Below are 13,219 nucleotides of genomic sequence, written 5' to 3'. Positions count from 1 at the left end.
GCAGCCCTTCACCCCAGCCCTCTCCCCAGAGGGGAGAGGAGTAGATTCAAAACCCTCATCGCCGCGGCAATTCCACCGTGATCAACGTGCCCGCGCCGGGCTCGGAGACCAGCTCGATAGTCCCGCCGTGAGCTTCGACGAACTGCTTGGCCAGCGGCAACCCCAACCCCAAAGCGCGATCCCCCATAGCCTTCGATTCCCCAAACCGGTCGAATGCATGCGCGACTGCCTCGGCATCCATTCCCGGCCCGTCATCCGACACCACGATCCGCGCGGACGTCGCATTGCCATCGGTATGCAACAACACCCGCCCGCCATCCGGCGTCGCCGCGACCGCGTGGCGCAGGAGATGCTCGACGACCTCCTTCAACCGCTTCGGATTGCCGTTGACCCGCCCGGTCGACCGCGCCACCTCGACCGCGAAATCGAGTTTGCGCCGCTTGGCCGACGGCAGGATCGTCTCCGCCGCCGCGCGCACCGTGGTCGGCAGATCGACATCGGTCCGATCCGTCTCCGCACGATCGCTCTCCGCCCGCGTCAGGTCGAGCACGTCGTCGACCAGCAACCCCAGCCGCTCGACCGACTCCAGGATCGCCCCGACATAGCCCTCGGCCTGCTTCGTCATCTTGCCCGCGTATCCGCCGTGCAGCATCTCCGCGAACCCGCTGATCGACGTCAGCGGCGTGCGGAGTTCGTAGCTCATGTTTGCCACGAACGCGGTCTTCACCTTGTCCGCCGCCTCCAGCGCGTTGGCGCGATCCCGCAGAGCCTGTTCCGCACGGCGACTGTCGGTGATGTCGAGCATCGTGAACAGCGCATTCCCGTCGGGCAGCGGTACGCCGGCAAACTCGAAATGCCGTCCGTCCGCAAACGCCACGCGCCCGCCGCGCTGCTGCCGCTCGACCGTCGCCGACCGCACCAGATCGGGGATCAGCGCCGAACGGTTGGGTGTCAGCAGCTTACCCCCGCCGCCTCGGCGAACGCATCGACGCGCGGATGCGAGGCGAGGAACTCCTCCTCCAGGCCCCACAGCAGCCGGAACCGGTTGTTCCACAACTGCAACCGCCCATCCGCCGCGAACACGCCGAGCGCCTCGAACAGATTGTCGAACGTCGCGGTCCGCACGCGCAGCAGCGTATCGCGCGCGCTGGCGAGCTGGACCTGCTCGGTACGATCCTCGAAAATCAGCAGCAGTCCGCCATCGGGCAATGGCTGCGCGACGACGCGGAGGTGCGTGCCGCCGCGGAGATGCCAGTTCTCTTCCATGGCGCCGCCACTCTGCGACGAGCCGGTCTGCATGAACCAGTCGCGCCGCTCGGCCTTCCAGCTCGGGAAGTCGCGGACCTCGGGAAGGCGGTTGGCCTCGCGCATCCGCTCCAGTACCCGGTCGAACTCGGGCCGATCGGCCAGCCATTCGCTGCGCATCGCGAACATCCGCCGGAACGGCTGGTTGCAGAACACGAGCGAGCGATCCCCGCCGAACTGCGCGACTCCCGCCGACAGCCGGTCGAGCATCGCGCGCTGCGCCTCGGCGAACCGCTTCGCCCCCGACCGCGCCTGCTCGAGTTCCTCAATATCGATCGCGAACCCGGCGACGCCACCGCTCGGCAGCGGCACGTCGTAGATCTGCAACGACCGCCGCGCGCCGTCGATCGTCGCCGGCAGGACCTGCTGGTGTGGGCGCCCCTGCTCGCGCGCGACCGCGGCGCCGGCGAGAGGCCCGCCGCGCCCCGACCCCTCGACCAGTTCGAGCCCACGCGCCACCACATCGGCGGCATCGCGCCCTCTACCGCATCGACATAGGCCGTATTCACCATCGCCAGCCGGAGGTCGGTCGCGCGGTACCACATCGGCATCGGCGCCGCCTCGATCAGCCCGGTCAGCGATTCATAGGCCTCGCCCAGCCGCGCGGTCTCCGCGCCGAGCCGGGCGATCTCCGCCTCGCTGTCGGTCGCATCGAACGCCCAGAGCAGCACCGCCCCCGTGGCGCCCATCTCGCCCGGCGCACGCCCCCACGAAACGTGATCGCCCGCGTCGAGCCCTGCAGCCGCACCGACCGCACGAACGCCCGCCCCGCTCGCTGTGCCGCCGTGATGTCCGCGATCAGCTGTGCCGCATCGTCCGCCGACAGCCCTGCCCCGCCGATCGCAAGTTCCGCCAGCGACCGCGGCGGCGCGTCCAGCCCGAGCCAGTCCGCCATCCGCTGCGTCATCTCGATCCGCCCGCCGGACCGGATCACCGTCACGATCGCCGGCGATCCGTCGAGCACCGTCCGCAACTGCGCATTCGTCTCGACGACGTCGGCCGCCGCAGCGCGCATGCGCAGGCTGGTATAGAGCAGCCCCAAGCCAGCGAGGACCGCCACGAGCAGCAATGCCCCTACCGTCACGGCAGCACCGGTCCCCAAGACCATTATCGGGCAGCCCGTAGCGACATCATCCGACCATGTAGGCCAAACCGTCCCCCCGGGGAAAGCCACGACACACGGAAAAGGGCGGGCCCGACCTGCGGACCCGCCCTTCGCGATCTACCGGCGAGGGTAGAATTTTCATACGATCAGAGCTTCACCGACGCCCCGATATACATGGCGCGACCGATATTGTCGTAGATCGCGTCGCCATCGCCATTGCCGAGCAGGCCGTAAGGCGGCTTCTTGTCGGTCACATTGTCGACGCCACCGTAGAGGGTGAAGCGCCTGTCGACGTCGACCGAGGCGCGGATCGCGTGATAGATCACCTTCGGGTAATAGACGACGTCGGCATAGTTCGGGTTGAGCGCAGGCACGCCGTTGGTATCGTGCTGTGCTTCCCAATCTGTGATCGACTGGCGGCCGATATAGCGGACCTGATACCCGAGCGTGAAGTTCTTGTGGGTCAGGTCGACCGAGGCGTTGACGTTCCAGATCGGATCGCCCAGCTCGCCCTTCACACGATCCGGCCGGCTCGGCTCATCGAGATACGGGAAATCGGTCCGGTCACGCACCCACGTACCGACCACGCAGATCGCCGCCTTGGTATCGGCCCCGAAGCGGTGGTTGTAGCTCGCGTCGAAATCGATGCCCTTGGCCTTCAGCGCGGCGAAGTTGACGACGCTCTGCAGCAGCGCGGGCCGTGCGAACAGGCCGTTCGCCTGGCGCGGGTTGATCAGGCTGCAGAACTGGTTGTCGAGCGTCGGTGCGTCATAGCAGGCATCGAGAATCGTCTGTGCGTCAACGGCATTGATGACCTTGTTGATCTTGATGTCGTAATAATCGACCGTCAGCGCAAAGCCGGGAAGGAAGCTTGGCTGGAAGATCGCACCATAGGTCCAGCTCCGCGACTTTTCAGCCTGTAGATCAGGGTTGCCGCCCGACAGGAATTCGGTGCTGCCCGCCCGCGCCACGCTGTTCACGAAATTGGCCGGAACCCCCGCCGCCGCACAGTTCGCTGCCCGCGTGGAACGTCCCGTGTTGATGAAGTTCACATCGCACGGATCATCGAGCAGATCGAAATTCTGGCTATTCGATGCATACAAGTCACCGAGTGTCGGCGCCCGGACCGACCGCGAATAATTCACGCGGAACTTGATATCGTTGATCGGTGCGTAGATGCCACCGAAATTATAGGCGTAGACCGTTCCCGTCGAACCCTTGTAGTCGGCAACGCGACCGGCCGCATTGATCGTCAGCTCCTTGGCGAAGCTGATGTCCTTCAACAGCGGAAGCTCGATCTCGCCATACGCTTCCTTCACGGCGAATGCCGGCGGACGGAAGTCGGGGATGACGTTGAAGAATGTATCGCCGGCCTTGATCGTATCGTCATACGCGTTTCGTGCGGTTTCACGACGATACTCGCCGCCAACAGCAAACCTGACCGGGCCGCCGGGCAGTTCGAAGAGTTGCGAACTATCACCCACCACGTTGGCAGTGACGTCGAACTCCGTCGCCTTGCCAACACTGCTCGACGTCGTGTTGATGTAGTTCAACGCAGCCTGGCTTGCGCGGCCCTCACCCAAAATATCCAGGGGGCGCATGATGCGTCGGTTACCGCAGCCTGGTTGATACGGCATACGATCTGGCCTGCGCCGTTCCGAACCGCATCGATGGCGTTGTAGAAGCGGGACTGGAACTGGTTGTTATAGAATTTCGATTTCGTACGGAATTCACCGTAGTTCACCGAGAAATCATACTTCCAGTCATCGTTGAACGTGCCTTCGGCACCGACGACGATGCGGTAGGTATCGCGACGGTCTGCTTCGTCGCGCGTGCCGAGATCGACGTTATTGCGATTGAGCCGGAAATACTCCGATCCGGCTGGCAGCAACGAGCGGATGGTCGTCGCGGCCTGAGGATTCAGGAACGCATTGTCGAACGCAATCAGGATGCCGCCGCCGAGGTATGTTTCACCCGCTGCGCCGGTGCCCTGCGACCCGCCCTGATTGAACGTACCGCTCGACTGCGCAAAGCTCTCGACGCGAACGAACTTCGCCTCGAAGAACGGCTTGAACGCATCCGACACGTCGTAATGGCCGATCAGGTTTGCGACATAACGCTTGAGCGCCGGGTTCAGCGTACCCGTGTCATTCAGCGTAGCTCCGTTGCCATTCTGGTTGTTGTTGGAGCCGACAGGTCGAAAATCATTGCCGTAATTATATTCGGAAAGCTGCCCGTCCGACCCGAAACCGAACACCCGGGGGCGCCGTTCGCGCGGCAGGCCGCAGTCACGCCATTGCCGCAGCCCAGCACGTCGTCGCCATTATATGCAATGAAATTGCCGCCATTGTCATAGCCGAAGCTACGAACACCCGTCAGGAAAGTCCGCTGTGGCTGGCCGGATGCGTTCGTCGCAACACGCTGGAACTGGTTCCGGCCAGCATAGGCCCCAGTCAACGCCGGACGGTCGGTGTACGTCAGCAGATCAGCTTGGTTGTATTCGAGACCCAAGGCGATGTTACCGCGCCCCTCGGCGAAGTTCGTGCCGAACGTGCCCGACAGTCGATACGTGCCGCGGTTGCCGCGATCGGAAATCCCGCTCTGCGCGTTGAGCGATACACCGTCGAAATTGCGCTTCAGCACGAAGTTGACGACGCCCGCCATCGCGTCCGACCCATATACCGCCGAGCTGCCGCCGGTGACGATGTCGACGCGGTCGATCAGGTCGGTCGGGATGGTGTTCGTATCGACGAGGAACTCGCCGGTCGAGCCCGTGATGTGGCGACGACCGTTGACGAGAACCAGCGTACGCGACGGCCCGAGGCCGCGCAGATCGAGCAGGTTGATGCCGGCGGTGCCGATGAACTGGGTCGAGTTCGCCTGGCTGTAGGTCGAGCGCAGCGACGGCAGGTCGTTGAGCACGTCGCCGATGACGACCGCACCGGTCCGCGTCAGGTCCGCCTGCGTCACCGTCGTCACGGGAATGGGCGAGTTGAGCGTCGGGCGCGCAATGCGCGAACCGGTCACGACGATATCGCTACCGACATTGGCTTCGGGCGCCGCCGTCTGCGCCACCGCGCCCGTCGTGGTATCGGAACCGACCGGGGCGGCCGGATCGGTGCCGGGAGCCTGGGTCTGGGCATCGACCGGCGTTGCGGTCTGCGCCGCTGCGGGGATGGCCGAGGCCAGGACGAATGCGACCGTGGACGCGGTTACGAACAATCCGGACTTCCGGACCGATAAGCCAATCATACTAACAACCCTCTGAACCTAAGCATGTACTCGGGGGCGGAAGGACACCTTTCCTGTCTATTTATCAATCCGTGCGACGAAACATTACGAAAGTGTGACATCGCCGCAACACGGTTGCGCAACGAAAAAGCCGCGCCCGCCTGATGGCGGACGCGGCTTTCGAAAACCCTACGGAATCCTGAAGATCAGTAGCGGTAATGGTCCGGCTTGAACGGGCCTTCGACCGGCACGCCGATGTAGCCGGCCTGCTTGTCCGAGAGCTTCGACAGCTTCACGCCGAGCTTTTCGAGATGGAGCATCGCGACCTTCTCGTCGAGGTGCTTCGGCAGGACATAGACTTCGTTCTTGTAGTTCTCGCCCTTGGTCCAGAGCTCGATCTGCGCGAGCGTCTGGTTGGTGAACGAGGCCGACATCACGAACGACGGGTGGCCGGTCGCGCAACCCAGGTTCACCAGGCGACCCTTCGCCAGGATGATGATCTGCTTGCCGTCCGGGAACTTCACCAGGTCGGTGCCGGGCTTCACTTCGGTCCAGTCGTAGTTCGACAGCGCGGCGATCTGGATCTCCGAGTCAAAGTGGCCGATGTTGCAGACGATCGACATAGGCTTCATCGCCTTCATGTGATCGGCGGTGATAACGTCGGCATTGCCGGTCGCGGTGCAGAAGATGTCGGCGCGGGTCACGGCCTCTTCCATCGTCACGACCTCGAAGCCCTCCATCGCCGCCTGCAGCGCGCAGATCGGATCGACTTCGGTGACCATCACGCGCGCGCCGCCGTTGCGGAGCGACTGGGCCGAACCCTTGCCGACGTCACCGAAACCGGCGACGCAGGCGACCTTGCCGGCGAGCATGACGTCGGTCGCGCGACGGATCGCGTCGACCAGCGATTCCTTGCAGCCATAGAGGTTGTCGAACTTCGACTTGGTGACCGAGTCGTTGACGTTGATCGCGGGGAACGGCAGTTCGCCCTTCTTGGCGATCTCGTACAGGCGGTGGACGCCGGTGGTGGTCTCTTCCGAAACGCCCTTCAGGTTCTTGACGGTCTCGGTGAGGTAGCCGGGGTTCTTTGCGACATACGCTTTCAGCGCACGCTGCATCTCGACCTCTTCCTCGTTCTCGGGCTCGGGCATCGTGTGGCCGGCTTCGAGCTTGGCGCCCCAGAGCGCGAACATCGTCGCGTCGCCGCCGTCATCGAGGATGATGTTGGCGGTCTGGCCTTCGACGTCGCGATCCCACGAGAAAATGTCGCCGACATAGTTCCAATAGTCCGCGAGGCTCTCGCCCTTGATCGCGAACACCGGCACGCCCGATGCGGCGATCGCGGCGGCGGCATGGTCCTGCGTCGAGAAGATGTTGCAGGTCGCCCAGCGGACGTCGGCGCCGAGCGCGGTCAGCGTCTCGATCAGCACCGCGGTCTGGATCGTCATGTGCAGCGAACCGGTGATGCGCGCGCCCTTGAGCGGCTGCGACGCGCCGAATTCGGTGCGCAGCGACATCAGGCCGGGCATTTCGGTCTCGGCGATGTTGATCTCGGCGCGGCCGAAATCGGCGAGGCTGATGTCGGCGACGACATAGTCGGCCTTGGCGTCGGTCTTCGTAGGCGCAAGCGTGGTGGCCACGAGGAGTCTCCTGAGAATATCGTGATCGGCGAGCCTCATGCCCGTGCCGGATACTGCATCATAGGAGAGTGGAGGCCCCAAATCAAATATAAAGATATCTTTATATGATGGTTGGGGATGCACACTGTGTAAGCTGCGTTGCCCTTCTTCGACTCCCCTCCCTGGAAGGGAAGGGGTTGGGAGTGGGTCGGTTTGAGGCGCGTGCAGAGCCAGCCCACCGGCCGACCCACCCCCGGCCCTCCCTTCCAGGGAGGAGCAGAAGTCAGGCCCGGCCCGTCTCCGCGACGAGCAGCCGCGGGTCGACGCCGGCCTGCGCGAACGCATAGGTCCAGCGATCCTCCACCGCGGTATCGAACAGCAGGTCGGTGTCGCCGAACACGTTGAACCACCCCGGCCGCGACAGCTCGCCCTCCAGCTGCCCGCCGTCCCAGCCGGCATAGCCCAGCGCCACGACCCATTGCGACGGGCCCTTCCCTTCGGCGATCGCGCGCAGCACGTCGACCGTGCTCGACAGCTTCCACCGCCCGGCGACGTCGACACTGTCCTGCCCGCCCCAGTCGGAAGAATGCACCACGAAGCCGCGCCTGGGCTCGACCGGTCCGCCGAAATGCACCGGCGCGTTGGGGGCATCGCCGGGCTTGATCCCGAACTGTTCGAGCAGGTCGTGGAAGCCCAGCCCGTCGATCGTCGCGCCCAGCCCGATGCCGATCGCGCCATTCTCGTCATGGCTGCACATCGCGATCACCGCGCGGGCGAAGCGCGGGTCGCTCATGCCCGGCATCGCGAGCAGGAATTGTCCGGAGAGAAAGGCCGTCTTGTCCATGCCGTGCAACATAGCGCCGCACGCCCGCGGTCGCCACGCTTGAAATCCCCGCCCGGCGTCCAAGGTACGGCTCGCCCGCGACCAACGCGCGGCGACAGGAGATTTTCAGATGACGATCAGCGTCGGCGACCGGCTTCCACCACCACCCTCGTCAAGGCTACGGCCGATGGCCCCGATCAGGTCGATACCGACAGCTTCTTCAAGGGCCGCAAGGTCGCGCTGTTCGCGGTCCCCGGCGCGTTCACGCCGACCTGCTCGGCCAAGCACCTCCCCGGCTTCGTCGAGAAGGAAGCCGAGCTTAAGGCCAAGGGCGTCGACGAGATCGCCTGCGTCTCGGTCAACGACGCGTTCGTGATGGACGCATGGGGCAAGTCGGCGGGTGCCGGTGACATCACGATGCTCGCCGACGGCAATGGCGAGTTCGCCACTGCGATCGGGCTGACGATGGACGGCGCAGCCTACGGCATGGGCACGCGCAGCCGGCGTTACTCGATGCTGGTGAACGACGGCGTCGTCGAGCAGCTGAACGTCGAGGCACCCGGCGAGTTCAAGGTGAGCTCGGCCGAACACCTGCTCAGCGAGATCTGATGTGAGAGGGGCGGGAGCAATACCCGCCCCTCCTTACCACCCCGGCGAAGGCCGGGGCCCAGTTGGTAAGGCCGAGGTAATTTCAGACCGGCCTCCGTTACATCCGTCCCCCAATTGGGCCCCGGCCTCCGCCGAGGTGGTGCATCGCCGGGGTGGTGCGTAAGCCCCGAGCGCGCATTGACCGTGCCCCGCCGCCTCGGTCTTGCCACCGCAACATCGCCCACGTAACACTGTGCAATGACAATCGCATCCGACCTCGTCGCCGACCTCGACCGCCTCTACCGCGCCTCCGTCGAGCGCCTCCAAGCCGCCATGAGCGCCTATATCGCCGACGGCACGACCCCCGATCCGGCCAGCCGCACCGACGGCTCGTTCGCCTATCCCGAAATCCGCCTCATCTATAAGGGCGGCGTCGATCGCCCCACTCCCCTCCGCTCGTTCGGCCGGATGGTAACGCCCGGCGAATACAAGATCAGCGTCACCAAACCCGCGATCTTCGCCGAATATCTGGTCGAACAGCTGACGCTGCTGATCGAGGATTACGACGTCACCGTCGAAGCCGTCGAGGGTCGCCAGGAAATCCCGTTCCCTTACGTGATCGAACCCGGCCATGCGCTGAGCCTCGACGAGGTCTCCGCGACCGAATTGTCGCGCCACTTCCCCGCCACCGAACTCGCGCACATCGGCGACGAGATCGCCGACGGCCTCTGGATCGCGCACGACGAGACGCGCCCGCTCGCGCTGTTCGACGGCCTGCGCACCGATTTCAGCCTTGCCCGCCTGCGCCATTACATGGGCACGCCCGCCGAGCACGCGCAGCGCTTCGTGCTGTTCACCAACTATCACCGCTACGTCGACGAGTTCGTGCGCTGGGCCGGCACGCAGCTGGGTGAAGGCAGTCGCTTCACCAGTCTTTCGGGCGCGGGCGGGATCACGATCTCGTCCGGCGACGACATCGACAAGATCATCTCCGACAGCGCGTGGCGGCGGCACCAGATGCCCGCCTATCACCTGATGGCGGACGACCGCACCGGCATCACGCTGGTAAACATCGGCGTCGGCCCGTCGAACGCGAAGACGATCTGCGACCATCTCGCCGTGCTGCGGCCCGAGGCGTGGCTGATGATCGGCCATTGCGGCGGGTTGCGGCCGAGCCAGCGGATCGGCGACTATGTCCTTGCGCACGCCTATCTGCGCGACGACCATGTCCTCGACGACGTCCTGCCGCCCGAGATCCCCATTCCCGCGATCGCCGAAGTCCAGCTGGCGATGGCCAAGGCGGCCGAGATCGTCTCGGGCCAATCGGGCGAGGAACTCAAGCGCCGCCTGCGCACGGGGACGATCGTCACCACCGACGACCGCAACTGGGAACTCCGCTATTCGAAGTCCGCGCTGCGCTTCTCGCTGTCGCGCGCGGTCGGCATCGACATGGAGTCCGCCACGATCGCCGCGCAGGGATACCGCTTCCGCGTCCCCTACGGCACATTGCTGTGCGTCTCGGACAAGCCGCTCCACGGCGAGCTGAAGCTGCCCGGCCAGGCCAACCGCTTCTACGAGCGCGCGATCAGCGAGCATCTGCGGATCGGCATCGAGACCTGCGAACAGCTTCGACTGGAGGGCGCCAAGCTCCACAGCCGCAAGCTCCGCGCGTTCGACGAGCCGCCGTTCCGGTAACGGTGGACGGGTAAAAACCGGAGCGGATCGCTTGGGAATGCGTTACGGTTCCGGAATCATTGCTGAGGAAGATAGCCGTGGCTGACACCGACACGCCCGATACTGAAGCGAAGAAGCCCGCCGCCCGCCGGAGGGCACCGCGTAAGGCCAGTGCGCCGAAAGCGGCGCCGGCTGCGTCATCGGTGAAGCCGGTCGCAGCCAAGCCCGTGCCGGTCGCGAAACCGGCTGCGGATAAGCCGGTGCCCGCTGCGCCGCCCAAACCCGTTGCTAAACCGGCGCCCAAGCCGCGCTCGACCAAGCGCAGCACCCCGCGCCCCGTGTCTGCGCGCAAGGCGGTCACGCCGGTTGCAGTCGCCACTTTGCCGGAAAATATCCGTGGTAAATGGGGTGCTGCGGCGATCTTCAGTGGTGTCGCGGTCGCTGGTGCCGCCGTCGGCGCGCTACTGACGCTGCGGGGGAGCACGCCTAAGGCTCCGGCACCGCTTAAGTCGAAGGGCAGGCAGGCGCATCAGGCCGACGGGGCGGATTCGTCGAAGTCTTTCGAGGCTGGCATTGCTGATCCGGGGACGGTTCCGGAGTGAGCGGGTCACGCCGAACGGCTCACCACCCCGGATAGCACGCCACCCCGGCGAAGGCCGGGGCCCAGTTGAGGGGCGCTGCTAACCGAGCGATGCGTCTAGTTACTCTGGACGTTCCAACTGGGCCCCGGCCTTCGCCGGGGTGGTGCATATCGTCTGGCAGTAACGCAGATTATCTCGCCCCGCACTTTCCCCGTTCCCCCGCGGAGGCGGGGCCCAGCTAAAACCGCAGTAGCGTTCGTGGCCCTGGACCCCCGCCTCCGCGGGAGAACTAGGAGTTAGCGGGCGAACGTCAGTTGGCGATAAGCCAACGCTTCCCCTCACCACCCAGTCGGCTTCCCCTTGTTCTGCACGTCGAGCCATTTCTTCAACGGTGCGAAGTACTCCACCAGTGCCGCGCCCGACATCTCGCGGCTGCCGGTGAATACCTGCAGCGCATCCGGCCACGGCTTGGACTGCCCCATGCTCAGCATCGCGTTCAGCTTCGTGCCGACCGCCTTGTTGCCGTAGAACGAGCAGCGATGCAGCGGTCCCTTCCAGCCGGACTGGTCGCACGCCGCCTTGTAGAACTGGAACTGCAACACCCGTGCCAGGAAGTAGCGCGTGTATGGCACCGCCGCCGGGATATGGTATTTGCCGCCAGCATCGAACTTGGTCTCGTCGCGCGAGACCGGCGGTTTGATCCCCTGATACTGGAGCCGCAGCTTGTCCCACGCCGCTTGATAGCCGGTCGCCGGGATCTCGCCCGAGAACACGCCCCAGCGCCATTTGTCGATCAGCAGCCCGAACGGCAGGAACGCGACCTTGTCCATCGCCTGACGCAGCAGCAGCCCGATGTCCTTGTCCGCGCTCGGCACCTTCGCCTGATCGAGCAGGCCGATCTTCACCAGGTAATCCGGCGTGATCGACAGCGCGACGGTATCGCCGATCGCCTCGTGGAAGCCGTCGTTCGCACCGTTCTTGTAGAGCATCGGCTGCGCCTTGTACGCGCGCTGATAGTAATTGTGGCCGAGCTCATGGTGGATCGTGACGAAGTCGTCCGCGTTCACCTTCGTGCACATCTTGATCCGGATATCGTCCTGGTTGTCGAGATCCCAAGCCGATGCGTGACAGATCACGTCGCGGTCGGCGGGCTTGGTGATCTGCGACCGCTTCCAGAACGTCTCCGGCAGCGGTGCGAAGCCGAGCGACGAGTAGAACCCCTCGCCCTGCTTCACCATTTTCAGCGGGTCATAGCCCTTGACCTTCAGCAAATCGCCGGTGTCGTAACCGACGTCGCCTGCCCCCTTCGGCGCGACGATATCGTAGATATTGCCCCACTCCTGCGCCCACATGTTGCCGAGCAGGTCGCTGCGGATCGGCCCGGTCTTGGCCTGCACCGCGTCGCCGTATTTCTCGTTGAGCTTCCACCGCGTGTAGGTGTGGAGCGCCATGTAGAGCGGCTCGACCTCTTTCCAGATCTTGTCGGTGAGCGCCGCGAACTGCTCGGGCGTCATGTCGTAGCCGGAGCGCCACAGCGCGCCGACGTCCTTGTAGCCGAGCTCGCGCGCGCCTTCGTTGGAGATCGCGGTCATCTTGGCATAGTCGCCGCGCATCGGCGCGCCGACCTTGTCGTTCCAGCTCGTCCACATCTCCTGCAGCTTCACCGGATCGCGGCTCTCGCCCATCGCCGCCTCGATATCCGAGCCGTTGATCGGCTTGCCGTCGAGCGTGCCCATACCCTTGCCGTAGAAGGACGACATCTTGGTGGTCAGCGTCGACAGCTCCTCGGACGCGCCCGCGCGCGTCGGGGCCGGCAGCGTCAGGCCGCCGCGCAACAGATCGAGCTTGCGCTTGGTGTCGAACGAAAGACCCGGGAGGGACGCATAGCGGGCCGCGCCGAGCGCGTACTTCACGCCGAGATCCGTCATCTCCGCGCCCGACTTCGCGGCCAGCGCATCGGTGTCGTCGGTGATGTAGGTGGCGTTGACCCATGCGACGCGCGCCGCATCGACCGACTTCGCGGCGAATACCCGCTCCGCCTCGGCGACGAAGGCATCCGCCTGCGCAACGGTCGGCTTGCCGGTGGCGGCGGGTTGTGCAGTTTGAGCCTGCGCGGCGACGGGTACGGCGATCGCGCACGCCAGCGCGATCAGAGAAACGGTACGGATCATGGATTTCCCCTGGATTATGCGGCCAGAGTGATGGCCAGCCGCCGCCCGGTCAACCCGGCTGGCATCTGATCCGTGCGATCCTCCCCCGTCAGGGGGGGCGCCGAAGGTGATGGAGGAAGAGG

Annotated in this window: 8 protein-coding genes and 2 pseudogenes; 3 read left to right on the top strand and 7 right to left on the bottom strand. The window is 65.1% G+C overall.

The genetic code is table 11. From position 1 onward, the window contains the following. Window positions 1-55: 55 nt before the first annotated feature. From AC0IX7_RS05445 to AC0IX7_RS05420, 6 genes and pseudogenes are all read right to left on the bottom strand, one after another. Window positions 56-2,413, bottom strand: a pseudogene (locus tag AC0IX7_RS05445) (sensor histidine kinase). A gap of 143 nt (window positions 2,414-2,556) precedes the next feature. Continuing rightward, complete coding sequence (locus tag AC0IX7_RS05440; RefSeq protein ID WP_471810789.1) at window positions 2,557-3,963, bottom strand: TonB-dependent receptor domain-containing protein; 1,407 nt, start codon at window positions 3,961-3,963, stop codon at window positions 2,557-2,559. Continuing rightward, complete coding sequence (locus tag AC0IX7_RS05435) at window positions 3,960-4,667, bottom strand: hypothetical protein (RefSeq protein WP_471810788.1); 708 nt, start codon at window positions 4,665-4,667, stop codon at window positions 3,960-3,962. Before AC0IX7_RS05435 ends, AC0IX7_RS05440 begins: the two co-directional genes overlap by 4 nt. Next, a complete protein-coding gene (locus AC0IX7_RS05430) occupies window positions 4,562-5,632 on the bottom strand; it encodes a TonB-dependent receptor plug domain-containing protein (RefSeq protein WP_471810787.1) in 1,071 nt (356 codons plus the stop codon). Before AC0IX7_RS05430 ends, AC0IX7_RS05435 begins: the two co-directional genes overlap by 106 nt. A 215-nt stretch (window positions 5,633-5,847) precedes the next feature. Next, window positions 5,848-7,281, bottom strand: coding sequence for an adenosylhomocysteinase (gene ahcY / locus AC0IX7_RS05425; RefSeq protein ID WP_471810786.1), 1,434 nt, complete (start codon window positions 7,279-7,281; stop codon window positions 5,848-5,850). Window positions 7,282-7,543: 262 nt separating this feature from the next. Further along, window positions 7,544-8,104, bottom strand: coding sequence for a YqgE/AlgH family protein (locus tag AC0IX7_RS05420; protein WP_471810785.1), 561 nt, complete (start codon window positions 8,102-8,104; stop codon window positions 7,544-7,546). A 109-nt stretch (window positions 8,105-8,213) separates the two neighbouring features. Between AC0IX7_RS05420 and AC0IX7_RS05415 the strand changes: the two are divergent. The 3 genes and pseudogenes from AC0IX7_RS05415 (at window position 8,214) to AC0IX7_RS05405 (ending at window position 10,947) form a co-directional block, all read left to right on the top strand. Further along, window positions 8,214-8,692, top strand: a pseudogene (locus tag AC0IX7_RS05415) (redoxin family protein). A gap of 237 nt (window positions 8,693-8,929) precedes the next feature. Further along, complete coding sequence (locus AC0IX7_RS05410) at window positions 8,930-10,366, top strand: AMP nucleosidase (protein ID WP_471810784.1); 1,437 nt, start codon at window positions 8,930-8,932, stop codon at window positions 10,364-10,366. A 77-nt stretch (window positions 10,367-10,443) separates the two neighbouring features. Then, window positions 10,444-10,947, top strand: a complete 504-nt coding sequence (locus AC0IX7_RS05405) for a hypothetical protein (RefSeq protein WP_471810783.1) — start codon at window positions 10,444-10,446, stop codon at window positions 10,945-10,947. Between the two features lie 317 nt (window positions 10,948-11,264). Here AC0IX7_RS05405 and AC0IX7_RS05400 read toward each other — a convergent pair whose 3' ends face one another. Next, a complete protein-coding gene (locus tag AC0IX7_RS05400; protein ID WP_471810782.1) occupies window positions 11,265-13,097 on the bottom strand; it encodes a M2 family metallopeptidase in 1,833 nt (610 codons plus the stop codon). Between the last annotated feature and the right edge of the window lie 122 nt (window positions 13,098-13,219).

The organism is Sphingomonas sp. AC411, assembly GCF_979253035.1.
Note: the sequence above shows the minus strand (reverse complement) of the source record. Positions and strands in the feature narration are given on the sequence as shown.